The 24914-nt window shown below is 71.9% G+C and carries 16 protein-coding genes and 1 tRNA gene; 12 read left to right on the forward strand and 5 right to left on the reverse strand.

What is annotated here, in order from left to right; genetic code table 11:
- Nucleotides 1-300 precede the first annotated feature (300 nt).
- The gene (locus tag ABD240_RS05420) at nucleotides 301-1989 is read right to left on the reverse strand and encodes a DNA repair helicase XPB (RefSeq protein ID WP_344335936.1); all 1689 of its coding nucleotides are present in this window, start codon (nucleotides 1987-1989) and stop codon (nucleotides 301-303) included.
- Between the two features lie 42 nt (nucleotides 1990-2031).
- Nucleotides 2032-4557: a helicase-associated domain-containing protein gene (locus ABD240_RS05425; RefSeq protein WP_291793033.1), complete on the reverse strand. Its 2526-nt coding sequence runs from the start codon at nucleotides 4555-4557 to the stop codon at nucleotides 2032-2034.
- 183 nt (nucleotides 4558-4740) lie between these two features.
- Between ABD240_RS05425 and ABD240_RS05430 the strand changes: the two genes are divergently transcribed.
- From ABD240_RS05430 to ABD240_RS05445, 4 genes are all read left to right on the forward strand, one after another.
- Nucleotides 4741-4974: a hypothetical protein gene (locus tag ABD240_RS05430; RefSeq protein ID WP_291793035.1), complete on the forward strand. Its 234-nt coding sequence runs from the start codon at nucleotides 4741-4743 to the stop codon at nucleotides 4972-4974.
- Between the two features lie 344 nt (nucleotides 4975-5318).
- Nucleotides 5319-5687, forward strand: a complete 369-nt coding sequence (locus ABD240_RS05435) for a cold-shock protein (protein ID WP_291793038.1) — start codon at nucleotides 5319-5321, stop codon at nucleotides 5685-5687.
- Nucleotides 5687-6718: a DUF3027 domain-containing protein gene (locus ABD240_RS05440; RefSeq protein WP_344335944.1), complete on the forward strand. Its 1032-nt coding sequence runs from the start codon at nucleotides 5687-5689 to the stop codon at nucleotides 6716-6718. Before ABD240_RS05435 ends, ABD240_RS05440 begins: the two co-directional genes overlap by 1 nt.
- Nucleotides 6719-6856: 138 nt before the next feature.
- Nucleotides 6857-8128 carry an MFS transporter gene (locus ABD240_RS05445; RefSeq protein ID WP_344335946.1) on the forward strand — a complete coding sequence of 424 codons (1272 nt, stop codon included), beginning with the start codon at nucleotides 6857-6859 and terminating at the stop codon, nucleotides 8126-8128.
- Here ABD240_RS05445 and ABD240_RS05450 read toward each other — a convergent pair.
- Complete coding sequence (locus ABD240_RS05450) at nucleotides 8110-8952, reverse strand: DUF4166 domain-containing protein (protein WP_344335949.1); 843 nt, start codon at nucleotides 8950-8952, stop codon at nucleotides 8110-8112. The two genes, ABD240_RS05445 and ABD240_RS05450, sit on opposite strands and share 19 nt — an antisense overlap.
- A gap of 181 nt (nucleotides 8953-9133) precedes the next feature.
- Here ABD240_RS05450 and ABD240_RS05455 point away from each other — a divergent pair, with 181 nt between their 5' ends.
- Nucleotides 9134-9646, forward strand: a complete 513-nt coding sequence (locus tag ABD240_RS05455; RefSeq protein WP_291794857.1) for a DUF456 domain-containing protein — start codon at nucleotides 9134-9136, stop codon at nucleotides 9644-9646.
- Between the two features lie 178 nt (nucleotides 9647-9824).
- On the opposite strand, the gene serC is transcribed toward ABD240_RS05455, so the two are convergent.
- A complete protein-coding gene (serC, locus tag ABD240_RS05460; protein ID WP_344335952.1) occupies nucleotides 9825-10979 on the reverse strand; it encodes a phosphoserine transaminase in 1155 nt (384 codons plus the stop codon).
- A 198-nt stretch (nucleotides 10980-11177) separates the two neighbouring features.
- Between serC and pdxH the strand changes: the two genes are divergently transcribed.
- The 5 genes from pdxH (at nucleotide 11178) to ABD240_RS05485 (ending at nucleotide 16374) form a co-directional block, all read left to right on the forward strand.
- Complete coding sequence (gene pdxH, locus ABD240_RS05465; RefSeq protein ID WP_291792168.1) at nucleotides 11178-11876, forward strand: pyridoxamine 5'-phosphate oxidase; 699 nt, start codon at nucleotides 11178-11180, stop codon at nucleotides 11874-11876.
- 190 nt (nucleotides 11877-12066) lie between these two features.
- On the forward strand, nucleotides 12067-12750 hold the full coding sequence (locus ABD240_RS05470) for an iron-dependent transcriptional repressor DtxR (protein ID WP_291792170.1): 684 nt from the start codon (nucleotides 12067-12069) through the stop codon (nucleotides 12748-12750).
- 616 nt (nucleotides 12751-13366) lie between these two features.
- On the forward strand, nucleotides 13367-14149 hold the full coding sequence (locus tag ABD240_RS05475) for a C40 family peptidase (protein ID WP_344335956.1): 783 nt from the start codon (nucleotides 13367-13369) through the stop codon (nucleotides 14147-14149).
- A gap of 503 nt (nucleotides 14150-14652) precedes the next feature.
- Nucleotides 14653-15156 carry an HNH endonuclease gene (locus ABD240_RS05480; RefSeq protein ID WP_291792175.1) on the forward strand — a complete coding sequence of 168 codons (504 nt, stop codon included), beginning with the start codon at nucleotides 14653-14655 and terminating at the stop codon, nucleotides 15154-15156.
- Between the two features lie 219 nt (nucleotides 15157-15375).
- Nucleotides 15376-16374 carry a universal stress protein gene (locus ABD240_RS05485; RefSeq protein WP_291792177.1) on the forward strand — a complete coding sequence of 333 codons (999 nt, stop codon included), beginning with the start codon at nucleotides 15376-15378 and terminating at the stop codon, nucleotides 16372-16374.
- A gap of 127 nt (nucleotides 16375-16501) precedes the next feature.
- Here ABD240_RS05485 and ABD240_RS05490 read toward each other — a convergent pair whose 3' ends face one another.
- Complete coding sequence (locus ABD240_RS05490) at nucleotides 16502-18850, reverse strand: choline/carnitine O-acyltransferase (RefSeq protein ID WP_344335960.1); 2349 nt, start codon at nucleotides 18848-18850, stop codon at nucleotides 16502-16504.
- Between the two features lie 153 nt (nucleotides 18851-19003).
- Here ABD240_RS05490 and ABD240_RS05495 point away from each other — a divergent pair.
- Both ABD240_RS05495 and ABD240_RS05500 read left to right on the forward strand, forming a co-directional pair.
- A tRNA-Arg gene (locus tag ABD240_RS05495) sits at nucleotides 19004-19076 on the forward strand.
- 385 nt (nucleotides 19077-19461) lie between these two features.
- Nucleotides 19462-24435 carry a DUF4011 domain-containing protein gene (locus ABD240_RS05500; RefSeq protein ID WP_344335963.1) on the forward strand — a complete coding sequence of 1658 codons (4974 nt, stop codon included), beginning with the start codon at nucleotides 19462-19464 and terminating at the stop codon, nucleotides 24433-24435.
- The last annotated feature ends 479 nt before the right edge of the window (nucleotides 24436-24914 follow it).

Raw genomic sequence — 24914 nt, forward strand, 5'->3', positions numbered from 1 at the left:
TGCGTATGTCCGTGATCACGGCAGGTGCGGCTGCGCCGGTTCTGCGCAGCGCGCCGCCAGGCGGACCCTCGTATATGCCCTCCCACCCACATATGCGTGGGTGGGAGGGCATGTGTGCGGTGTGGCCTGTGCGAGGGGCCCGGCAATGCTTTTGGCCGCCCACATATATGTGGGCGGCCAAACGTGTTTGTGGTGCGTGGTGCGATAGAGGCGCCTCGCGGTGCGTGGGAGACGTCTCCCACGCACCGCCGCCCTGACGCCGCGCCGCCGCGCCCACCCTGCCTGCGCGACGCCGCCCGCTCAGCGGTTCTCGATGGTGTACGAGTACCCCTGCTCGGTGAGGAAGCGGCGGCGGTGCGCGGCGAAGCGCTCGTCCACGGTCTCCGCGGTGACGACGGTGTAGAACTCCGCGGAGCGGGCGGTGGCCTTGGGACGCAGGATGCGGCCCAGCCGCTGCGCCTCCTCCTGCCGGGAGCCGAACGAGCCGGAGACCTGGATGGCGACCGAGGCCTCGGGCAGGTCCACGGAGAAGTTGGCGACCTTGGACACGACCAGCACGCGCACGGTGCCCGCCCGGAACCCCGCATAGAGCTCCTCGCGCTCCCGCTCCGGCGTCCTGCCCGTGAGCACGGGTGCGTCCAGCGCGGCACCCAGCTCCTCGAGCTGGTCGATGTACTGCCCGATCACCAGGATCTGCGCATCCCCGTGGTTCTCCACGAGCTCCTTCACCACCGGGATCTTGGAATCCGCGGTGGCGGCGAGCCGGTAGCGGTCCTCACCCTCTGCGCTGCCGTAGGCCCGGCGGAGACCGGAGTCCAGGCGCACGCGCACCTCGTGGCAGTGTGCGGAGGCGATGTAGCCGGCCTGCTCGATCTCCTTCCACGGCACCTCGAACTGCTTGGGGCCGATGAGGGAGAAGACCTCGTCCTCCCTGCTGTCCTCGCGCACCAGTGTGGCGGTGAGGCCCAGCCGCCGGCGTGCCTGCAGGCCTGCGGTGAGGCGGAACACCGGCGCCGGCAGGAGGTGGACCTCGTCGTAGATCACGAGTCCCCAGTCGCGGGCGTCCAGCAGCTCCAGGTGGAGGTAGGAGCCCTTCCTGCGCGTGGTGAGCACCTGGTAGGTGGCGATGGTGACGGGGCGGATCTCCTTGACCGTGCCGGAGTACTCGCCGATCTCCTCCTCCGTGAGCGTGGTCCGCCGCAGCAGCTCCGCCTTCCACTGCTTCGCGGAGACGGAGTTGGTCACGAGGATGAGGGTCGTTGCCTTCACCCGCGCCATCGCCGCCGCACCCACGAGAGTCTTGCCCGCGCCGCACGGCAGCACCACGACGCCGGACTCGCCCGCGAGGTAGGTGTCCACCGCACGCGCCTGGTAGGGGCGCAGAGCCCATGCCCCGTCGGCAACGCTGTCCTGTCCGCCCTCCGGCTCGCTCTGCTCCGGACGCTCGGTGAGGTCGATGGCGTGTGCCTCGCCGTCCACGTAGCCGGCCGCATCCGCGACGGGGTGGCCGAGCTTGAGGAGCACGTGCTTGAGCTCGCCGCGTTCGGAGGGATGCACGGCCACGGAGCCTGCGTCGATGCGCGCACCGGTCTTCCCCGCGAGATCCGGCTGTGTGAGGAGGGAGTCGAGGAGGGCGGCGTCCGTGCTCTCGAGGACGAGGCCGTGGACGGGGGAGCGCGTGAGGGTGAGCACGCCCCAGCGGTCCATGACGTCCACGATGTCCAGGAGCAGCTCGTGCGGCACGGGGTGTTTGGCGTAGTCGAGCAGCACGTCGACCACGCCCTCCGCGTCGTGGCCGCTGGCGCGGGCGTTCCAGAGGCCCAGCGGTGTGATCGTGTAGGTGTGGATGTGCTCCGGCGTCTTCGACAGCTGCGCGAAGGGCGCGATGGCGATGGCGGCCTCGGCGGCCTCCGGGTGATCGGATTCGAGCAGGATGGTCCTGTCCGACTGGACGATGAGGGGTCCACCCGTCGTCACGCCGCTGTGCATGCTCCTCCTACTGTTCCCGTGCCGCTGCTGTGCTGAGCCGTCTCACACACGTCGCACCTCGACCACGCGCGAGGCCGCGATCCGCACCGCGGTCCCGGCGGAGGTGCGCCCCAGTACGCGACCGGCGCGCACGCCCTCCGGCAGCATGCGGATACGCCGCAGCGAACCGTCCGATCCGGCGGCGATGAGCTCCACCTCCGCCTTCACCGCAGCGGCCTCACTCAGCTCTGCGAGGACGCCTGCCGTTCCCGTCTCTGCCCCAACGGCGGAGACCGCCGCGGCATTCCCGCCGGGGACCGAGGTGGCAGCGCCCTGGCCGGCAGCGCCTGCGCCGGTGGCGCCTCGGGAACGGGTGGCCTGGCCTGCAGCACCTGTGCCGCCGGTGCCGGATCCGCGCCCGGCTCCGCCACGTGCCCCATCGCCGCGTGCAGTGGTGCCTGCTCCTCTCGCGTCCCCATCGCCGCGAGCCGCCGCACCGCCCGAGGCCCCCGCACCCGAGGCACCCGTACCGGACGTCCTGCCCTCGCCTGCCCTGCCTTTGCCCGCTCTGCCGGCCGCCGCCCCACTCCGGCTCGCCGCCGCGGACCGCGTGCGCTCGAGCCGGTCGATGTGCTCCTCCACGCGGTCCGCCGGCACGCGAGTGGTGCGGGTGACGGGCGGGGCCGGGCGCACCGGCACGGGAGCGCGGTCGGGGCGGCCGGACTCGGCCTCCGTGTCCGCGCGCAGCACGGGACGGTCCTCGGTCTCGACGAGGGCGGTGACGCGGTCCGCGGGTGCCGGTGAGACGGCGACGGTGGGGGAGAGGCGCCGCATGCCGGTGGCCGCGGAGGCCGGGTCGTCGAAGATCACGTCGAGGTCCGCCGGGTCGTCCACGACGATGACGCTGCGCGCCGCGGCCACCCGCACCCTATTGAGCCGGGAGGCCTGCGATTCGATCATGTGCGTGAGCGTGGAGGGCACTCCGGTGGAGGAGAGCTCCGTGAGGTCCTGCAGGAGGGACGGGGCGTCGCGTCCGGCGCGCAGGGCTGCGGCGATGGAGTCGTCCGTGATGCGGAAGACGGTGCCCTGCCCGCGGGTGTCGATCTCCGCGAGCGCCTCCAGCCGCGTCTGCGCCGTGTGCTCCAGAGGTCCGGCGGCCACGGCGGTGAGGTCCGACTGGAGCGTGACGGTGGATTCGAGCGGGGGCAGGAGGGCCGCGACCTCCGCCAGCAGGGAGGTGGGCAGCGGCGTGGCGGCGTCCGGGTCCTCGGGTTCGTGGGCGGTGTGTGCGTGCTCCTCGAGCCAGGTCGCCAGGGTGCGGCCCAGCGGGGTGAGGGCATGGGAACGGGCACGGCCCAGGGGTGAGGCGGTGAGGCCGAAGGACTCCGTCTCGTCGAGCACCTGCGCCAGCTCCTCCTCCGTGAGCACGGCCAGCAGCGGATGCTCCCAGATGAGGAGGGCCAGAAGCTCCTCCTGCTGTACGGCCGTGCCGGGTTCGCCCGCGTGCAGCAATGCGGAGAGCACGAGCCGCCGCAGCCGGAGGATCTGCGGTGCGGCGACGGGGAAGCCGGGGAAGGCGCTGCGCGAGTGGTCGTCGCGGCCCAGCAGGTGCACGCGCTCGCCGGCGGGAGTGGTGCCTGCAAGGACGTGGACCACGTCGACCGGGTGGGTGAGCCAGGCCCAGACCAGCTGCGCCCAGATCTCCTCACGGGCGGTGGCCGCGGCGGAGTCGTAGGCCGGGGTGGGCAGCCAGACGGGGTCCGAGGGGTCGGTGGACACGGACAGCCAGCCGAGGCGGTGCGCGAGCTCCACTGTAAGGATCAGCCGCCCCGGGCTGAGGTCCACGGCACGTGCGAGCGTCTGCGCGTCGCGCTTGCCCACGCCGCCGCTCACCAGCTGGGAGATCTCGTGCCGGGCGAACTCCGCCGTGGCGTCCAGGGCGCGGGACACCGCGCCCGCCGCTCCGGCCGCCTGTGCATTGAGAAGGAGGGAGGCGGAGACGGAGTCGGTGGTGAGGGGCCGGGGATCCCGGGCGCTGTCCCAGGCGAGGCCGTCCGCGCGCGAGGCCGCGGTCATGGGCAGCAGCGCCGGCACCTCCGGGTGCACGCGGTAGGCGGCTGCGGTGAGGGGCCAGGAGTCCTCGGAGGAGGCGCCGGCGGCGGACGCGGACTTCGCGGCGGAACCCGTGGAGGAGGTCTCGGGCGGGAAGGCAGGCCAGAGCAGCCCGGCCTCCACCGCACGTGCGAGCCCGGCAGGTTCCGGGGCGGCGCGGTCCTGGGCGGAGGCAGGTGCGCTCGCCTCCGCTCCCGTGCCCGCTCCCGAGGCCGGGGACGGTGCCGGCAGCTTCTCCCGGGGGACGGCGGGGGCGATGCGTGACTGCACGGCGGCGCGGTGGACGACCCGCAGCGCATCCGCACTGAGCATCTCCAGACCCGCGGCGGCCGCGGTGCGCGAGGCGGCCAGGGCGGCGAGGCGGCGGACGTCCGGGGCGTCCGTGCGCAGCAGATCGGTGCGGGTCCGGGCGATCCGGAGGAACCAGGACTGCGGGGCGGCGGCCAGCCAGGCGGCGAAGGAGAGTGTCTCGCGCATCCTCCCGATTCTACGCGGACACGTGCGGAACGGGTCTCTCTGCGACTGCCCGCGGCCTCCCCTGCACCAGCCGGGTCCCGCCTTCCGCGGCGGCTTCCGCACCGGCTTGCACCGAGCGCTATGATGGTGTGCGCATGAGAGGCGGGGCGGTCCCGTCTCCGCCGTCGCAGAAGGAGGTGCCCGATGAGTGCAGTCCCCGCATCCCAGAGACCCCCGGGTGCCTGGATGGGCCTCACCGCCGCCGTCATCGCCGTGGTGGGCCTCCTCTGCCTGGCCCTCGTCGTCACGACGGGCCTGATGGGGGTGGTCGTCTCGCCGGTCTTCACCTGGGCGGGACTGGTGCTGCTCCCCATCGCATTCGCACTCCTCGTGATCGTGCTGATCCAACAGTTCACCCGGCGCGTGCGGACCAGCTGAGAAGCACCCTCCCGTCAGCCGCTCGCTGACGCCGCCTGCGGCCTCGGGTCCGTTCCGCCCCACGATCGACGCTTCCCGGCCTCCTGAACAGTTCTCGCGGACGCGGCCCCCGCAGCGGACCGGCCCGGAGGACCACGGCATCGGGAAGGGCAGACGCGGACGGGATACCGCCGAACAGCACGGAGCAGCACGCGCAGCCCTCGAGCACCGAGCCCACGGAGGATCCAGCCCGCCCCGGCCGCCGCACGGAGCGCTCGCCTCCCGCACGTGACCCGCTCAGCCCCACCATCCACCCTGCCGCACCGCGGCACACCCACCCGACAGGACATGAAAGGACACGCACGATGCCCACTGGACGCGTGAAGTGGTTCGACGCCGGCAAGGGATTCGGCTTCGTCACCGCCGATGACGGCGAGCAGGTCTTCCTCCACAGCTCCGCTCTGCCCGCGGGTGCCGAGGTCGCCCCCGGCACCCGCCTGGACTTTGACGTGGTCGACGGCCGCAAGGGCAAGCAGGTGCTCAAGGCGCGCCTCATCGAAGCGCCCGCCCGCATCCGCCGGAACCCGGAGAAGACGGCCTCCATGATCGAGGACGTCATCCGGGTGCTGGAGGACACGTCGAACGGGCTGCGGCACGGGCGGTACCCTGATAGCGGACACTCCCACCGCGTGGCGGAAGTGCTCCGCGCAATCGCTGACGACCTGGAGGGCTGATGTCCGGACTGTTCGACCGCTGGATCGCCTCGGTGCAGAGCACCACCCGGAAGGATCCGGGCGGCACCGCGGTGGAGCCGTCCGTCCCCGCCGAGGGGACGGCCCCTCAGGGGACCGTGCCTCAGACATCCGCGCCCGAGGTGCCCGTGGCCTCGGGCGCGGATGTTCCCGCACCTGCGGACTCACCCGCCCCCGCAGCCCCGGCACGTCCTGCCCGCAGGGCGGCACCGCCGGTCCTCGACGCCGTGCTCGCGGCCGCCGTGGACGTGGCGCGCGGGGCGCTCCTGGAAGTGGCCCCGGAGACGGAGATCGGCGCGCATCTGGGCAGCGTCGCGGAGGGCACCCGCCTCGTCACCCACAGTTTCGAGTGCACCGCTCCGGCCTACCGCGGCTGGCACTGGGTGGCCGTGCTGGCACGCGCGCCCCGGTCCAAGAAGGCCACCGTCTGCGAGACGGCGCTGCTGCCGGGACCGGACGCGCTGCTGGCCCCGGAGTGGGTGCCGTGGGAGAAGCGGCTGCAGCCCGGCGACATGGGCCCCAAGGACGTCCTGCCCAGGACGGAGGACGACCCCAACCTGGAGCTGGGCATCGAGCAGGTCGACGCGGACCTGCTCGAGGACATCGACCAGGTCCCCAACTTCGAGTTCGGCCTGGGCCGCGCCCGTGTGCTCTCCCGTGAGGGGATCGCTCGGGCCGCGCAGCGCTGGGAGAAGTCGGATGCCGGACCGGAGGGCGAGTACGCCAAGCGCGCAGGCGCCCAGTGCTCCACCTGCGGCTACCTGCTGCCCATCGCCGGCAGCGTGCGCACGCGGTTCGGTGTGTGCGCCAACGCGTGGTCGCCGTTCGACGGCCGGGTCGTCGCGCTGGACTCCGGCTGCGGAGCGCACTCCGAGACGGATGTGGCCCACCGCTCCACCACGCCGCCCGAGGCCGTGCTGGACGAGATCAACGAACCGCTCGACACGTTCGACACCGCGGACACCGCTACGGCGGGTGCCGCGTCTGTGAGCGCCGCGTCCCACCCGGGCTGACCCCGGCCTCCGGCGGCCCCTGCCCGAGGCTGGGCTGGGAGATCCGCCGGCCGCCTGACCGGAGACCGGATCACGGACGATCGGCTCCGCTGAAGAACCGCATACCGCAAGTCCCGGAAGGGGGCGTCCACCCACCCGATGTCGTCGATGTTCCGCTCGCTGCACGAGCCCAACTACCGGAAGTGGTTCGGCGGTGCGCTGGTGTCCAACACCGGCACCTGGATGCAGCGGACGGCGCAGGACTGGCTGGTCCTCACCCACCTCACCGACGAGGACGCGACCGCGCTGGGCATCTGCATGGCGCTCCAGCTGGGTCCGCAGCTGCTGCTGTTCCCCTTCGCCGGCAGCATCGCGGACAAGTTCCCCAAACGGCGCCTGCTGCTCCTCACCCAGATCCTCATGGGCTCGATGGGCCTGGTCCTCTTCGTCCTCACCGTCACCGGGGCCATTGCGCTCTGGCACGTCTATCTCCTCGCGCTCCTGCTGGGCATCGTCGCCACGGTGGACGCACCCGCGCGCCACGCCTTCGTCTCCGAACTGGTGGGCGAGAAGCTGCTGGCCAACGCCGTCTCGCTCAACTCCGCCTCGTTCAACAGCGCCCGCATGCTGGGGCCCGCCATCGCGGGCGTGATGACGGCGGCGGCCGGGGCCTCGACGGTGTTCCTCCTCTCCGGCCTGGCGTTCGCCGGCACCGTGGCCGTGCTGCTCTGGCTGGACGGCTCCCGCCTGCACCCGCCCCCGCCGCGGCGGTCCGAGGGCAAGCGCGGCCTGCTGGGCGGGTTCTCCTACCTGCGCACCCGGACGGACATCGTGGTGGTGCTCGCCGTGATCTTCGTGGTCTCCACCTTCGGCATCAACTTCAACATCTACACCGCCACGATGGCCCGCGTGGAGTTCGACCGGGACGCAGGGGCCTTTGGACTGCTCAACTCCGTGCTCGCGGTGGGCTCGCTCACCGGTGCGCTCATCGCCGCCAAACGCGAACTGCCCCGGCTGCGGATCGTCTTCTTCGCCGCGGGAGGGTTCGGCCTGGCCTGCGGGATCGCCGCCGTCATGCCGGACTACTGGACGTTCGCCGTCGCACTCATGCTCATCGGCTTCTCGTCCATCACCATGCTCACCTGCGCGAACGCCTACGTGCAGACGACCACGCCGGCCCATGTGCGCGGCCGGGTGATGTCCGTGTACTCCGCTGTGGTGATGGGAGGCACTCCCTTGGGAGCGCCGTTCGCCGGCTGGGTCGCGGACCTGCTGGGGCCGCGTGCCGCCCTGGGTGTGGGTGCGGCGGCCGGCGTGGCCGGCATGCTCGTGGGCGCGATCTGGATGCTCACCGCCAAGCACCTGCGCGTGGAACGAGTGCGGCATTCCCGGTTGCGGCTCATCCACTTCACCTACGACGGGCATCCGTGAGAGGCGTCCGTGTGCAGCGGGTGGGCCTCGCTCCTGATCTCGTACTCGAACGTCCCCTCGTAGCCGTAGATCCGGCCCACCACCGGTGCGTCCACCGTGAGCGTGACCCGCTGCCTGTCTGCGGCCTCGGCGAACTCCTCACGCAGCCGGACCACCGGTGCAATCAGTTGCGGGATGTGTATCCACCCCCTGCCTGATCGGAGCGGCCTCACCCAGAGCGCGAGGCTGCGCAGGTGCAGCGCACCGCCGTGTTCGAAGGCGTGGAACGCGGCTCTGAGCATCCCGGGCTCTCCGAGTTCGTCGATGAGGACGCCGGGACCCGTGTGCCCCGCAGGACGCGCATGTGCTGCGGGGCCGGCATGTGCTGCGGGACCGGGGGCGGCCTCGGCGGCAGGGGCGGGGGCGAGGTTCCCCGCCGGGTTGCTCTCGGTCCCGGCAGCTGGCGTCTTCCCTGAGAACGACACCGCGTCCTGCATCGTCCAGTCTCCGCTGAGCAGGTGGAAGGTGCGGCGAGCGTGCGTGGCACCGGCGTGCGTGCGGTTCTCCACCCGGAAGGGGACGTGGTGTTCGTGCCCGGCGAACACCACCCCACGGCGCTGCAGCCAGCGCAGCAGGGGAAAGAGGAGCGGTCGGAGAATCCGGACCCGGCCCTGCCCCGCGGGGCAGCCGGCGGTGCGGAAGACGCCGTGTCCCACTCCCACCTCGGCGGCGGTCAGCGCACGGAAGTAACTGCGCAGCCGAGGATGGAGCCGGGCTGCCGCGGCAGGGCCCAGCGCTCGCTCGTAGGGGGAGAGTGCCGGCTCGGAACGCTCGGGTGAGGCCATGTGGTGAGTCTAGGAGCGGTGCGGACGGCGGGGTCGCCGGCGACGGCAGGGTCGCCGCGACTGCGGCTCTGGAGCGGATCACGCGCTGACCGGCAGGGCAGAGCGGGTATTCCCCGGTATCGCGGAGCCTGCTCCCGTAGACTCGCGGCGTACCTGCACCCGTGTGAACGGAGAGCCCTCCATGACGACCGAGCTCGTCGTCACCCTCGTCGCCGGACTGCTCATGCTGGTGGGATGCGTGGGGATCGTCGTTCCCGTTCTGCCGGGCTCCATCCTCATCGGGATCTCCGCCCTCGTCTGGGCCATCGTGCTGGGCGGCGGTGCGGCGTGGACGGCCTTCGGTGTGATCGGGGTGCTCGTGGGTGTGGGCATGGCCGCGTCCTGGGTGCTCACCGGAAAGAGACTCAAGGAGCGGGGCATCCCCAACTCCTCCATGCTCATGGGCGGGGTGCTGGCCGTCGTCGGCTTCTTCGTGGTTCCCGTGGTGGGCCTGCTGCTGGGATTCGTCGTGGGCCTCTGGCTGGCGGAATGGCGCAGGCTGGGCGAGGCCCGCCCCGCCTGGGACTCCAGCTGGACCGCGCTCAAGGCCGCGGGAGTGGGGATCCTCGTGGAGTTCGGCTGTGCGGCGGTGGCACTGGCAGTGTTCGTCGGGACCTCCGTCTACTACTTCACCGCTCTCGCACCCGCGGCCTGAGGCGGGCGCCGGCCGTGTGAGGTGGGTGCCGCGGACGGGCGACGTGTGGGCACCGGCCGCGTGAGCGCCGGCAGAGTGAGGTGGGTGCCCTCGGCGTGAGGGCCCGCGCACAGGGTTTCCCACCCACTCATATGTGGGCGGGAAACCGTGTGAGCGGTGTGGGCCGGTGCAGCGCCGCTCAGCCGTCGGCGGTGGGCACGCCCCACTTCGCCAGCACCCAGTCGATGCAGGCGAGCAGCGCGCGCACCTCGTCCGGCTCGATGGCCACGAAGGTGGAGATGCGCAGCTGGTTGCGGCCCAGCTTGCGGTAGGGGTCCACGTCCACGATCCCGTTCTCACGGAGCGCGGATGCGAGCGCAGCGGCGTCCACGGACTCGTCGAAGTCGATGGTGCAGACCACCGCGGAGCGCTCCGCCGGGTCCGCGACGAACGGCGTGGCGGTGGGGGAGGCCTCGGCCCACGCGTAGACCAGCGAGGAGGACTCCGCGGTGCGGGCGGCTGCCCACTCGAGTCCGCCGTTGCCGTTGATCCACTCGATCTGCTCCGCGAGCATGATGAGCGTGGCGACCGCGGGAGTGTTGTACGTCTGGTCCTTGCGGGAGTTGTCCAGCGCCGTCTTCAGGCTCAGCGACTCCGGGATCCAGCGCCCGCTCGCGGCGATCTCCTCGATGCGCGCCACTGCGGCGGGGGAGACGACCGCGACCCAGAGTCCGCCGTCCGCCGCGAAGTTCTTCTGCGGCGCGAAGTAGTAGACGTCCGCCTCACCGATGTCCACGCTCAGGCCGCCGGCGGCCGAGGTCGCGTCGATGACCACCAGCGCGTCCTCGGCGATCCCCTCCGGTCGCACCACCGGCACCGCCACGCCCGTGGAGGTTTCGTTGTGCGGCCAGGAGTACACGTCCGCCGAGGCGTCCGCCTGGGGGAGCGCGCCGGTGCCGGGGGCGGCCTCGACGACCAGGGAATCCTGCAGGAAGGGCGCGGTCCGCGTGGCCTTGGCGAACTTGGAGCCGAACTCCCCGAACGAGGCGTGGGAGGCGCGCTCCCGCACCAGGCTGAATGTCGCCGCGTCCCAGAAGGACGTGGAGCCGCCGTTGCCCAGGACGACCTCGTAGCCCTCCGGCAGGGAGAAGAGCTGCCCCAGCCCCTCGCGCACGCGGCGCACCAGCGCCTTCACCGGCGCCTGCCGGTGGGAGGTCCCCATCACGGTGCGTCCGGCTGCCGTGATCGCTTCGATCTGGGCCGGGCGCACGCGGGACGGGCCGGCGCCGAAGCGGCCGTCGGCGGGCTTGAGATCGTCGGGGATGATGACTGGTGTGTTGGCTGTCTCACTCACGCAGCGATCCTACTGCGGGAGGCGTGCGGCCCGGGCACCTGTCCGCGGAACGCGGCGCAGAGTGCTGAGTGGGCCCGTCTGCGGGAGCGGGTGGGAGCCGCACGGGGAGCCCGGGGCGGCGGGGGCCGGAGGGCACGGCTGCGGCCTCGGCGGCGGACCCTTGATCCCCGCGCCGGGAGCCCGGAGTACGGTGTGCGCATGAGCGATGACACGGCACAGGCACCGGCGGACGCGCAGGAGGCGCTCGCCCGGCTCGCACGCCAGCGGGTCGAGTACGACGACGCGGATCTGGCGCTGCCCGGCGACTCACCCGCCCAGGTGTTCTCCGAGTGGTACGCCGAGGCCGGCCGGGCACTCACGGAGCCCAACGCCATGGTGGTGGCGACCGCGGACGACGCGGGCCCCGCCGCCAGGATCGTCCTCCTCAAGGAGTTCGACGCGGACGGCTTCGTCTTCTACACCAACTACCTCTCCGCCAAGGGCCGGCAGATCGAGGCCCATCCGCTGGTGGCCCTCGTCTTCCCCTGGCACGAGATGCAGCGGCAGGTGCGCGTGCGCGGAGTTGTGGAGAAGGTCTCGCCGGAGCAGTCGGACGCCTACTTCGCGCTGCGCCCCCGCGGTTCGCAGCTGGGAGCCATCGTCTCCGAGCAGTCCCGGCCCATCGCCTCGCGCGCAGAGTTCGAGGAGAGGTCCGCGGCACTCGAGGCCGAGGTCGCGGACCGCGAGCCCACCCGGCCGCCGCACTGGGGCGGGTACCGGGTGCGGCCCTACGAGATCGAGTTCTGGCAGGGACGGCGCAACCGTATGCACGACAGGTTCCTCCTCACCAGCCGTGACGGTGCTCCCGCGCCACTGGACGATCCCGAGCGCTGGTCGCAGGTCCGCCTGCAGCCGTGACCTGTCGCGGCCTCGGCGAGCCGGTGCGTGACCGGCAGGTGACGGGCCCGTCCGATGTGCCGTCCGAAGTACCGGAGGCGAGGCCTCCGCGCCTACAATGGACACTCAGCCTGGAAGCGGCCTGCAGCCGCTGCGCAGGCACGGTCCATAGAAGCGGCGCGCCCGGGACGGCGAGGAGAGAGCTGAAGACGTGAACGATCTCATCGACACCACAGAGATGTACCTCAAGGCGATCGTTGAGCTCGAGGAGCAGGGCATCATCCCGCTGCGTGCGCGGATCGCGGAACGGCTCGACCACTCCGGTCCCACGGTTTCGCAGACAGTGGCGCGCATGGAGCGGGACGGCCTCGTCATCGTGGATGAGGATCGTCACCTGGAGCTCACCCCCGAGGGCCGCAGGATCGCCACGCACGTCATGCGCAAGCACCGGCTGGCGGAGCGGCTCCTCAGCGACGTGATCGGCCTCGACTGGGAGCTCGTCCACGACGAGGCGTGCCGGTGGGAACACGTCATGAGCGAGCAGGTGGAGACGCGGCTGCTCACGATCCTCCCGGAGCACAGCACGGACCCCTACGGCAACCCCATCCCCGGGCTCTCCGAGCTGGGTGCCCCGGAGGCCGCCACCTACCCGGCGCTGTCCGTGGTGCGCGCGGTCAAGCAGGGGAGGACCTCCGGCCTCAGGGTCGCCTGGATCGCGGAGCCGCTGCAGGTGGAGAACGACGTCCTGCGTCAGCTCAAGCAGACCGGCATCGTCCCGGGGGCGACCGTCACCGCGGAGAGCGACGGCGACTACATCACGCTCCGGGCCGAGGGGGCCGAGGAGGTCCTCGACCTGCCCACGGAATCCGCTGCCTTCGTCTTCGTGAAGGCCTGAGCTCCGCAGCCGGGACCTCTGCTTCGCGGCTGAGGCTTCGTCTTGTGGTTGCGGCGCTGCTCCGTGGTTGAGGCGCTGCTTCGCTGCTGAGATGCCGACGGCCCGCTCCCGCCGAGTGCGCGGGGCGGGCCTCGTCACGTCCACGACACCCATCCCACGCCTCGCGCACCTGCCGCGCTCGTGCGCGTGCCCAGGCCCGCATCGTCCGCGCTGCGCGTCCGAGTCCTTCCGGTAACGGGTGCAGTCCTGTGGATCACATCACTTGATATCGAAATGTATAGCCGTGATCAACGCCGTGACCTGGTGTTACGCCTGAGATTGCGGCGGCCGGATCACGTTCTGTAACCGCGGTCGTGATGTAAACGTGACATGGCGTTGCAGATCGTTTACAGTTGTCGAGTCGCCCTCACCTGGGGGCGGTCCGAGCAGGGTTCCGCACGCCGCGCCCAGCATCATCGGACATGTGGACCTGAGCGGCGGCGAGGCACCGGGAGTACCGGAAGCGCAGTCCTCCAGGCAGGGCAGGGCATCTCCAGCTCGGCGCAGAGGCCTCGTAGGAATTGGAGAGGACATCGTGGAACTTCGTCAGCATGGTCGCCGCGCGGCCGATACCCGCGTGAAGACCCCGCTCACCGAGCTCACCGAATCGCTCAGCGCCAACTACGGCGTCGTGGGCCGCCGCGCCGCCGTCGTCGCAGCCGCCGGCGGACTGGTCGTCACGGCCACCCTCCCGGCGATGGGCGCGGACGACGAGGGCACTGCCGCCGTCGCCGCCGAATCGGAGGCGCAGGCACAGACCGCGCCTGAGTTCGTCAACCAGGCCAAGACCGTCGTGCCCCAGGCCGACGAGGACGATTCCGACCTGGTCGGTGCGGTCTCCGTCGAGAACGTCACCGCCACCGCCGCTCCGGAGCCCGCCCCCGAGCCGGAGCCCGCAGCCTCCAGCGAATCCTCCGACGACTCGTCCAGCTCGGACAGCAGCTCCTCCGAGGGTTCCGGTTCCAGCTCCTCCAGCGGCGACGAGAAGTCCAAGGGCGGCGACGTCGCTCTTCCGGACGGCTCCAAGGCCGAGCAGGTCATCGCCATCGCCAAGCAGTACACCGGCGTTCCCTACGTGAGCGGCGGCACGACCCCCAGCGGCTGGGACTGCTCCGGCTTCACCTCGTTCGTCTACAACAAGGTGGGCGTGAACCTGCCCCGCACCTCCGGTGCGCAGAAGAGCGCAGGCCGCGTGGTCTCCGCTTCCGAGGCCAAGCCCGGCGATCTCGTCTGGCACCCCGGCCACGTGGGCATCTACGCGGGCAACGGCATGATGTACGACGCGGGCTCGCCCAGCTCCGGCACCTCCTACCGCAGCCACTCGTGGATGGGCAGCGTCACCTACATTCGCGTTCTCTGATCCTGCTTCAGTGATCTCCGCGCTCCGCTGAGCGCCGCTCACCCCCGTGCGACCCAAAGGTCCGGTCGCACGGGGGTGAGCTGTCTCTGTCCGCGGGCGCGCGCCTCGGGCATGGGGTGGTCCGGGCGGTGAATGCGCGGGTGATCCGGGTGAACCCGGGCCGACCGGCAGCTGTGAGTCCGGCGTGATCCCCGGAATCCCTTCCCCGCCGCGGTCTCACCGCCTAATGTTGATGGGGTGAGTTCAGCAGGTGCCGTATGCATATCCGGGGCCGTGGCCGCGCGCAGTCAGATCGCTGCCCGTCGCCGCGGAGTCCCCGGCTGTCGTGCTGTTGCCGTGCGGGGACGCGCCTTCCCCACTCCCCTCACCCCTGCTGACTCGATATCCCCTGCGGATTCGATACGCCCTGCGAGTGCCGTGGTGTGCTCGAGACGGCGTCGCGCTCTGTGCGCGGCGCCGTCTTCTGCATTCAGCGGCGGGCTCCGGGGGACAGGAGGTGGGTCGTGAAGACCCTTGTGCTCAATGCCGGCTACGAGCCGATGTCCGTGGTGTCGTTCAAGCGCGCCGTCGTCCTGGTGCTGGCGGGCAAGGCCAGCGTGCTGAGCGCAGACGCGCAGCAGCCGGTGCGCAGCGAGCGGCTGGAGCTGGATCGCCCCACGGTCATCATCCTCACGCGGTACGTGAAGCCTCCTGAAACGCGGACGGTCTCCCTGTCGAGGCGCGGCGTGCTGCGCCGGGATGCGCACCGCTGCGCGTACTGCGGCAGGAGTGCGGAGACCGTGGACCATGTCATGCCGCGCTCGCGGGGCGGTCAGAACACCTGGACCAATCTGGTGGCCTGCTGCCGGACCTGCAACTCGCTGAAGGGCGACCGGACGCCGGAGGAGATGGGCTGGCGGCTGCTCATCGACCCCAAGCCTCCGCGTACGGGCCGCTTCTGGCTGCGGGAGATCGAGGATCCGGCCGACGGCTGGGCGCCGTTCCTCGCGCTCGGTCAGGCCGCCTGAGAGACGGCGGCCGCTCTGCGGCGTGGCGGCCGGCGTAACGGCTCCTGCAAGCCCTCCTCAGAGTGTCACAGGCGCGTGATTCATGCGCGTCCGTCCGGATGCCGAAGCGCCGCGAATCGTCATGCGTCGCAGCGGGTGAGGGTGCCGCGGGAGCGGTAGTGTGTGTTCTGCAACACAGCCCCGCCGCGTAGGGTGCGCGGCAGACTCTGAGGAGGGGACATGACGGACAGGTTCGACTCGAGCGTCGAAGACCCGCAGGCCATCGTCGTCGGCGTGGACGGCTCCAACGCGAGCCGCAATGCGCTCCGCTTCGCGATCGCGGAGGCGAAGTCGCTGGGACGGTCCATCCGTCTGGTGGGCGCCTATACGGTCCCCAGCGTGGCCGCGGCCACCATCGACGTCTCCTATGTGCCCATCGACGACTCCGCCGTGCGCGCCGCCGTCACCGCGACGCTCAAGGAGGCCGCGGCAGAGGTGAAGGCCGCCGGCGTCGCCGTCGAGGCCGTCATCGAGATCGGTGACGCCGCGGGCGTCCTCGTGGAGGAGTCCAAGGAGGCGAGCCTCGCGGTGGTGGGCTCGCGCGGCAAGGGCGGATTCGCCGGCCGGCTGCTGGGAACCGTGTCCTCCGCGCTTCCCGCGCACTCCGCCTGCCCCACCGTGGTGGTGCCGGTGAATTGGAGCCTGGAGGCCGAGCGCACCCCCGGCCCCAGTTCCTCGCGCCCCGTCTGGAGCAGCGTGGACGGCAAGATCGAGCAGGACGGTGAGGGCGAGACGGTCCCCGGCATCGACTACTCCGGCCAGGTCGTGGTGGGCGTGGACGCGCTGGGCAAGGAGTCCCCGGCACTGTGGTCGGCCGCTGAGCTGGCCGCCCGCCGGGGAAGCCCGCTGCACATCCAGGCGGTCATCACCACCACCGTGATCGGTCCGGAGTGGATTCCGTCCACCGGTGACCTCGAGCGGCTGATCGCGGAGGGCACGGACAAGCTGGAGGCTGCTCGCGCGGCGGTGCGTGAGAAGCACCCGGAGCTGGACGTGCGGTGGACGCTGTTCGACGGACAGCCGGCCGAGGTGCTGGTCCGGGCCTCGGACACCTGCGACATCCTGGTGATCGGCTCCCGCGGACGCGGCGGCTTCGCCGGGCTCCTGCTGGGCTCGACCTCGCAGTCCGTCCTGCCGTACTCCGCAGCGCCCACGATGGTGGTGCGCGTCAAGCGCTGAGTGACCGACGGGAGCGGCCGCGGCCACGCTTCCCGTCTGCGGATTCGCCGCGGTCGCTGGCTCTGGGAGGCCGATCAGCAGACGGGAACGCGCACCGCTCGCGTTCCCGTCTGCTTTCCGCTGTGCGTCAGCCGTCTGTGCACAGAGTGCGCAGGAAGTCCCTCAGCAGGGCGGCCGCCCGGGGGATGTTCGTCAGGAAGGCGTCAGGGGCCTCGGCGGACCCTGCATGCCAGCTCACGCAGAACTCGTAGTCCTGTGCGCGCTGGGTGTAGGCGATCCCGAACCCGTCCTCCACGGTGGGGGCGAAGGCGTACCGGACCACCTGTGCGGGAGTGCCCAGTGAGGTGGTGGACAGGAAGTCGGTGCGCATCCGAGCAAGGGCGAATGAGGTGAGGAAGGGGTCGACGGTGCCGCCCTGTCGAGCGGCCATCATGCGCAGCCCGGCGAGGTGCCGGTCGAACCCGTTCCCGGACTTGCAGGCCTTGACCCATGCACGATGGGCGTCCAGCGCCGCCTCCAGGTCCTCGAGGCGTGCCTGGGAATCGCACAGGCGGCGGGCGAACGTGACGGCCTCAGGGGTGACGGGCCGCAGGCACTCGGTGCGCCCGTCCTGGAACGCCCGCATGTCCACGGATTCGTAGACTCCGCGCACGCGGCCGTAGGTCAGCACCTGGGCCGAGGCCATGATGAGCTGCTGCAGCGCATCGGAGCTGTAGGGGCGGGCCTGTTCGTCGGCCGCGGGCCGCGGCACGCGCACCACCGCCACCCGCAGATCCTCCGCCCGCTGCCCGAGGTCGGTCAGGGCAGCCGTGAGTGCGGCCTGGAGTCCTGCAGTGAGGTTCCACCGGAGCTCCGCCGGCGTGTTCGAGCGTGCCGGGATCTCTGCAACCGCACGAGCGTCCGGATTCGCCGGGAGGTCCGGGGCTGTTGCGGCGTTCGGGTCTGTCGCGGCGTTCGGACTCGCCTGGAGGTTCGGCGGGGGAGTGCCGGGAGACGCCGGAGTGGATGCCTCGGGCACCTGAGCCGCGGCATGCTCCTGCATGCGGGTGACGGCGTCGACCAGACTGCCGCCGTCCACGACGGTGTGTTCCACATTCACGATGACGGTCCCGGCGTGGAGGTCCATCAGGTAGCTCAGGGGCTTGCGGACCCATGCGGCCCGCCGGTCCGTGAGAGCGGAACGCAGGGCGTCTGCAGCCGCCGTCTCGTCTGCCGCTGCCGTCGCGTCTGTCGTTGTCGGGGCGGACGCAGTTGCCGTGTCGTCTGCCGTTGTCGTCCTGTCTGCCGTTGCCGGGGCGGATGCCTGGTGGGCGGGTGCCTGCCCGGAGCCGCGCGAACCGGGATCGTCACGGCCGCTGGTGTCGCCGGTGCTGCCGAGGTCGCGGACGTCCTCGGGGTCGCGGTCGTCACCGAGGTCGCAAGCGTCCCTGGCCTCGTGGTCCTCACTGGCCTCACCGGCCTCACTGGCCTCGTGGTCCCCACTGGCCTCGTGGTCCTCACGGTGGCCGCGGTCCTCGCCGGTGAGTGCGACGGTGAAGAGGAAGTCGCGCAGCCGGTCGTACACTGCGGCATTGCTGCCGTCTGTGAGCATCTCGTCGAGGATCGCGGCGAGCGTGTCGCTGCCCAGGTGGGAGGCCTCGGCGAAACCGGGCCCGGCGGCACGGAGGGCCTCGGCCTTCGGGAGGTCACCGGGGTGGGGGAGCTCGTCGGTGTGGGGGAGCGGTCCATCGGACTGGGCGAGTTCTCCAGAGGGGCGCGGCTCCGTCCGGGCGTGGGCGAGAACCTGCCGCAACTGGGAGACGAGGGCCTCCTCGCTGAGGGGGAGGCCGTTCTCGTCGCTCACGGTCACTGCGAACATGCGGCCGTCTCTCAGCACGCCGGTCTCCCGCAGCCGACCGTCGAGCGTACAGGGCAGGAACCGGTCACGGCCGGGCGCAGGATGGCGGACGCCGCCGTTGAAGGCGGCCCACTGGCGCATGCAGAGCTCGCTCCCGCGGGCGTCCACCACGGGAGCGGTGTCTCCCCGGGCCTGAGTGAGATGCACGGTGGCGATGCTGCGGAGGACGCGGGCGGTGTGGAGCACGTGTGAGGCGGGGGCGGCGCAGGTGCCTTCCTCGGCCTCGGGTGCGGGTTCGGATGCAGTCTCCGGCGCGGCGACGGCCTCAGGCGCGGCCTCAGGGGCGGGCGCGGGCAGTGCGAGCTGGAAGGCGACGTTCGTCGTGAGGGAGAGCGGTTCGCGCACGTCCAGATATGCGTGCTGCCACAGCTCCGTCAGCCAGTTGCGGCCGGCGGCGGTCTCCTCGTCCGCGAAGCGTTCGAGTGCGGACTGCAGGGCGGGGCCCGGGCCTGAGAGGAAGCGTGCGGCATCGGCCCTGGCCTGCTCCTGTTCGAGCGGGGGGCAGACGGCGGTTACCGAGTGCATGATGCGCTCGAGCGTCGCCTCGAGGCGGGGGACGGGCAGAGGTGGCTGCGGCATGGCGATGGATTCCTCTCCTGCCGGCACCCTCGCCGGCGAGTGCACTCATTCTGCCGGATCCCGGCGCGTTCTCCCGCCACATCCCATTTCGGGGTGTGGGAGTGGATGCGCGCCGGCGACCGCACGGTCACTGCTACACTCTTTCTGTCGCCGGCCCCAGTAGCTCAGGGGATAGAGCACCACTCTCCTAAAGTGGGTGTCGCAGGTTCGAATCCTGCCTGGGGCGCAGATCCGGGCCGCGAGACTGAGTCTCGCGGCCCGCGAGACATTTACGCGACGAATTCGTCCACGGCCGTGGCGAGCCGCATATGTCGGTATCCGAAAATCGAAACAGACGGGAAATGGCAACGGATCCCTTCCCGTCTGCGGATCCGCCGGGGGATCCGTGCACAAAGCGGCCGATTCGCAGACGGGAACCCAGTGGGCGGCTGTAGTCGTCTGGCACCCCACCGCTGTGCGCGCTCCCGGCCGGGCGCAGATGCTCCGGCCGCATGCGTGCACCTCAGTCGCGCCCTTCGCCAACCGCTCACGGCCCCCGCCGCCCCGCATTTCTGGGCGGTGTCCGGTGCGCCGTATGGGAGTCCGGGACTCCACGGGTTAGGCTCGAACACGTGTCACATACCGATTCCACTCTTCCCCAGACTGGTGCTCAGGCCGTCGGCGAGGCGTTCGCCGCATGGCGGGCGCAGGCTGCCCGGATCGGCGGTCGCGACACCATGCTGCACTTCCGCGACTCCCGTGACGGCTCGATCGACCTCACCGGTGCCCATCCCTCCGGCCTCGCGCAGCTGCTGGCCGGGCGGGCGACCCGGCTCTCCAGTCTGCTCCGCGACCCCGAGCACCTCGCGGACGCGCGCAGGCGGGCACGGGCCATCCGGTCCAAAGCGGATCAGCTGAGCCGGGAGCGGGGCATCGCCACGGCCTATCTGGCGATCGGCTTCGCCTCCTGGAGCCGCGAGGGTGCCACGGGCCGGGAGGAGTTCGGCGCTCCGGTGCTGCTGCGCCACGTCACACTCGTGCCGCGCGGCTCCAGCATCGACGACTACGAGATCCGCCTCGACGACGAGGTGCGCGTCAATCCCGCTCTCGTGGACTACCTGCACCGCGAGCACGAGGTCACCGTCGACGTCGACGAATGGGCGGATTCCACACGTGTGGGCCACGGCTTCGACCCGGCACCGGCGTACGACCGGCTGCGCGCCGTCACCCGGTCCGTGCCGGGCATGCTCGTCAACGAGCGCCTGGTCGTGTCCACCTTCGCCAACATCGCCGACCCCTACTCCACGGAGGAGCTGCCGGAGGCCCACCCGCTGCTGCGCGCCCTGGCCGGGGACGCCGAGGCCCGCGCCGGCCTGTCCGGGGATGCGCCGGATCCGGCACCGCGGGAGCTCAGGGACCGCGCCCCGCACGAGGAGTTCCTCGCGATCGACGTGGACGGCGACCAGCAGGCTGTCGTGGACGCGGCGATGGCGGGGGAGTCCGTCGTCGTGGACACGCCCCCGGGGACGGGCGCCACACAGCTCGCGACCGCTCTGGCGACGACGCTCTCCCACACCGGCCGCAGCGTGCTCTACGTGGCGCAGGACGCGGCGGACCTCGACGAGTTCCGCCGCCGCATGGCCTCGACCGGCCTGGAGGACTTCGCGGTGGACGGCCGCGGCGACCGCGAGCAGCTGCGGCGCAGCCTCATCACGCTCATCACCTCCGCGGAGAGGTCCCCCAAGCCGGAGCTCTCCGGCCTGGTCGAGACGCTGAGCGAACACCGCACCGCTCTCACCGAGCACATCGAGTCCCTGCACCGCATCCGCGAGCCCTGGGGCGTGTCCGCCTACGAGGTGATGCAGCGGCTCGCCGCCCTCACCAGCGTGCGCCCGGGCCCGTCCACCTCCGTGCGCTTCTCGCGTGAGCTCCTCGACCTCGACGACGCCCGGCGCAGCGAGCTGCGGGACTCCCTCCTGACCCTCTCCGACAGGGGCGCCTTCACCCTCGACGTCGTGGACACCGTGTGGTTCGGCGCGCGCTTCGAGTCCGACGACGAGGCGGAGCGCGCACGTTCGCTCGCGGAGGCGGCACGCGCCCTCATCCCCGCCTTCTCCGAGGCCGCCCTGCCGGTCCTCCGCAAGTCCGGCCTCAACCCCGAACGGACGGTGGGCGCCTGGGGCCGCTCGCTGGAGCTCCTGCAGGAGATGCGCGCCACCCTGGACGTCTTCAGCCCCGAGGTGTTCGAACACAGCCTCTCCGACCTCCTCGCCGCGACCGGCACCGCGGAGTACCGCGCCCAGGTGGGCCGCGAGATGGGCATGCTGGAGCGCAACCGCCTGAAGAAGGCGGCGAAGGAGTTCCTGCGGCCCGGCGCCTCGGCCCCGGATCTGCACGCCGGTCTCCTCGCGGCCTCCGCCCAGCGGCAGGAGCTGCGGGAGCTCGCGGGAGCGGACATCCGCCCCAAGGTGCCGCGCGGTGTGCCCGAGGCCGTGGCGGAGTACCGCGCGCTGTCCGCCGAGCTCGGAGCGCTGAGCCCCTACCTCGAGGACACCCCGGACGGCGGGGCGCTCGAGGAGATGCTCGTCGAGGAGCTCGAGGCCCGGCTGGAGGCGCTCGTGGAGGACCGCGCCTCCCTGCGGGATCTGCCCGAACGCACCCGCCTCGACGACGAGCTGCGTGACGCCGGGCTGGGCGACCTGCTCGACGACCTGCGGGCCCGCCGGGTGCCGCACGAGCTCGTGGGCCTGGAGTTCGACCTCGCGCACTGGGCGACCGTGCTCCAGGATCTCGCGGGCGCAGATGCGCTGATCGGCGCGCACGACGGCGATGTGCTCAGCCGGATCGCCGCGGAGTACCGGCTGGCGGACCGGCAGTACGTGGCCGCCGGCGCCTCCCGTCTGCGTTACAGCCATTCGAAGCGGTGGCGCGCGGCGATCGGAGAGCACCGGGACCAGGCGCAGGAGCTGCGCACCGCACTCAAGAGCCCGCACCTGGACCTGCGCCGGCTCTCCGCCGCGGCTCCGGACGTGCTGAGCACGCTCGCTCCCGTCTGGGCGGCGAGCCCCTTCCGCGTGCCCGAACTCTTCGCCGAGGGCCCGCGGTTCGACACCGTCATCCTCGCTGATGCGGGGCGCCTCACCACGGCGGAGGCGCTGCCCGCCCTGGCCCGCGCCCGGCAGGTCGTGGCGATGGGCGACGAACGGTTGCTGGAGCCGCGCGACTTCAGCGTGGCCGTGGACCGGCGCCCCCTCAGCCCGCCCAAGGAGCGCCCGCGCAGCGTGCTGTCGGAGCTGAGTGAGTTCCTGCCGGTCCACCGCCTGCACACGAGCTACCGCGTGTCTCCGCTGGAGCTGGTGGAGCTCGCCAACCGGCACTTCTACGACTCGTCCATCCGCACCGTGCCCACGGCGCTCACCGGTGAGGGCACGGGGCTGGAGTTCGCCTACGTCCAGGACGCGCTGGGCACCCCGGACAACGTCACCGGACAGGTGGAGAGCCTCGACGTGGAGGTGGACCGGGTGGTGGACCTCGTGATCCGCCACGCGCGCACGCGTGCGCGGCAGTCGCTGGGCGTCGTCACCCTCACCCCGTGGCACGCGCAGCGGGTGGCGACGGCGATCCAGAAGGCCATCCGCCAGTACCCCTACGTCGCCTCGTTCTTCGAGAACCCCGGCCGGGAGCCGTTCATCGTCACGGACGTGCAGCAGGTGCACGGCATGGTCCGCGACGTGGTGATCTTCTCGCTGGGCTACGGCCGCACCCGCCAGGGCCGTGTCATCCACAGCTTCGGCGAGCTGTCCAAGCCCGGCGGCGAGCGGTACCTCGCGGCGGCGCTCACGCGCGCCCGGCGCAGGCTCACCCTCGTGTCCGCCTTCGAGGCCGAGGACTTCGACCGTGCCCGCCTCAGCGACGGCGCCGCGCTGCTCCCGGACATCCTCGCGGAGGTGGCGAGCGGGGGAGAGCCCACCGCTCGGGCCTCGGGCGCGGTCACCGGCACCAACGCCGCAGCCGACGGCGGCAGGACGGACCCCAGCCGCCTGGCGACGGAGCCGTTCGAGGAGCTGGGCGATCCCATCGTCGCGGACCTCGCGGAACGGCTGAGCCGCAAGGGCGTCATGGCCCACCTGGACTATCAGGGCATCGACCTCGCGATCGCGAACTCCGCGGACGATCTGCACGGCATGGTCGTGGCCGTGGAGACGGACGGCCCCGCCTACGCCGCGACGGAGAGCATCCGCCAGCGCGAGCGTCTGCGCTCCGAGCAGCTGGCCCGGCGCGGCTGGCGCTCCGTGCGGGTGTGGACGACGGACGCCTTCGTGGATCCGCAGCAGCAGGCCGGACGCCTCTTCGACGCGTGGCGGGAGACGGTGGAGGAGCTCTCCCCGCAGGCGCTGCTCAACGCCGCTCGCGCCGCCGCGGTGGTCGTGGACCGGCAGGGCAGCCGCCCGCGGGTGGCCTCCGGCCTGCCCATGCACATGTACACCGACGATCAGCTCGTGGCGATGCTCGAGTGGATCCAGTCCGACGGCGTGGCCCGCGGCGACGGCGAGCTCAAGGAGCAGCTGCGCGCCGCGCTGGCGCAGAAGAACCGGCTGGGCCGCACCGAATCCGCGCTGGAGAACGCCGTGCGCGCCTACCGCAGGCAGGTCGCGGAGCTCAAGCGGGCGGACGCCGAGGCCCGGGAGTCCTCCGAGGGCGGCGGAGGCGCGCCCGGGCAGGGCGGTGCGCATCGTGCCGAGGGGACTCCGCGCACGGGTGCCGACGAGCCTCGCACGGGTGCGGCCTCGGATGCCGGCTCTCCCTCCTCGACGCAGGCGGGCGCCGAGGATGCGGACGGGGACGCCGCGGGCGGACGCGGACTCGGGCGTTCCGGCAGTGCTGCTGAGACCGGTGCGGCAGGCCCCGCTGGTGCCTCGCGCCGCGGTGCCTCCCGCCGTACCCGCTCCGAGGAGCTCCGCCGCGACGAGAACGGTGAGCTCGTGGGCCCGCCCGCGGACTCCGTGCTTCCGCCCTACGACACGAACAGCCTGCGGCATGCCGAGCTCCGCGACGCTGGCCTGCGCCCGGTCGTGGACGAGCTCTCGGACGAGACCCTGGACCGTGCGACCAAGGCACAGGTCCCCGCTGACCGGGACGCCGAGGCCGGCAGCAGGGAGACTGGGAGCGGTGACGGGAGCCTCGGACGAGAGAACCGGGCGACTGCCTCGGACGACCGGGTGCAGGGGGAGACCTCGGCCGGCGAAACTGCGCCCACGGCCTCCCGCACAGGTGAGGGCGCCGGCGAGGCTGCGTCCGCCGGTGCCTCTGGTGTGACGGGTACTACTGGTGCGACTGGTGCCTCGGGTACGACTGGTGCCGCCGCAGGGGCCGAGGCCGACGACGCGGAGAGCGCGGAGGGTGCGGCACGCACGACAGACGCCGCAGGCACCGACCGATCTGAGACCACGGGCGCAGCGGGCCGTACCGAGGGCACGGAGACGCAGCTCGAGGCCCCGGGCGCGGGCGTTGCGTCCGCCGAGGCCGAGGACGGGTCGCAGGGGCGAGGCTCCGCGGAGGCGCACCCCGGGGCCTCCGGCGCGGACGGTTCACGGACGGAGGACTGAGGCGGATGGGCGGCACCCCGTCGCCGGACCATTCCGCGCTGAGCCCGGAGGCCCGCGCAGCGATCGCGAAGTATCGCCGTCTCCTGGGGAATCGGGCTGAGCCGGAGGAGTCCGTGGGCGCCGGCGAAGGGGATCCGGCTCTGGCCCGATACCTCGCGGAACGGCCCCCGCACCACAGCCCGCCGTCGTACAGCTCCTCGTACCGCCCCGAAACTTCGCGCCGCTTCTCCGGGCAGCCCGAACATGCGGAGCGCCGCGGGGATCCGGAGGTCAGACCGGACGGGAACCTGAACGCCGGACGCGGCGAGAATCCACACGCCTGACACGGCGAGGGCCCGGACGCCGGATGCGGTGAGGATCAGGACACCGGATCGCGCAGGGACCCGGACGCCTGAGGCCGCCCGATCGGACGCCGGACCCGGCGGAGAATGACGAAGGCTCGACGTCAGCAGACGTCGAGCCTTCGTCATGTCCGAGAG

The organism is Brevibacterium salitolerans (assembly GCF_039531405.1).
GTDB lineage: Bacteria > Actinomycetota > Actinomycetes > Actinomycetales > Brevibacteriaceae > Brevibacterium > Brevibacterium salitolerans.

Excerpts from the sequence above, each read along its gene's own strand:
- ABD240_RS05420 (WP_344335936.1), bottom strand. The coding sequence starts at position 1,989 with ATGCACAGCGGCGTGACGACGGGTGGACCCCTCATCGTCCAGTCGGAC.
- ABD240_RS05425 (WP_291793033.1), bottom strand. The coding sequence starts at position 4,557 with ATGCGCGAGACACTCTCCTTCGCCGCCTGGCTGGCCGCCGCCCCGCAG.
- ABD240_RS05430 (WP_291793035.1), top strand. The coding sequence starts at position 4,741 with ATGAGTGCAGTCCCCGCATCCCAGAGACCCCCGGGTGCCTGGATGGGC.
- ABD240_RS05435 (WP_291793038.1), top strand. The coding sequence starts at position 5,319 with ATGCCCACTGGACGCGTGAAGTGGTTCGACGCCGGCAAGGGATTCGGC.
- ABD240_RS05440 (WP_344335944.1), top strand. The coding sequence starts at position 5,687 with ATGTCCGGACTGTTCGACCGCTGGATCGCCTCGGTGCAGAGCACCACC.
- ABD240_RS05445 (WP_344335946.1), top strand. The coding sequence starts at position 6,857 with ATGTCGTCGATGTTCCGCTCGCTGCACGAGCCCAACTACCGGAAGTGG.
- ABD240_RS05450 (WP_344335949.1), bottom strand. The coding sequence starts at position 8,952 with ATGGCCTCACCCGAGCGTTCCGAGCCGGCACTCTCCCCCTACGAGCGA.
- ABD240_RS05455 (WP_291794857.1), top strand. The coding sequence starts at position 9,134 with ATGACGACCGAGCTCGTCGTCACCCTCGTCGCCGGACTGCTCATGCTG.
- pdxH (WP_291792168.1), top strand. The coding sequence starts at position 11,178 with ATGAGCGATGACACGGCACAGGCACCGGCGGACGCGCAGGAGGCGCTC.
- ABD240_RS05485 (WP_291792177.1), top strand. The coding sequence starts at position 15,376 with ATGACGGACAGGTTCGACTCGAGCGTCGAAGACCCGCAGGCCATCGTC.
- ABD240_RS05490 (WP_344335960.1), bottom strand. The coding sequence starts at position 18,850 with ATGCCGCAGCCACCTCTGCCCGTCCCCCGCCTCGAGGCGACGCTCGAG.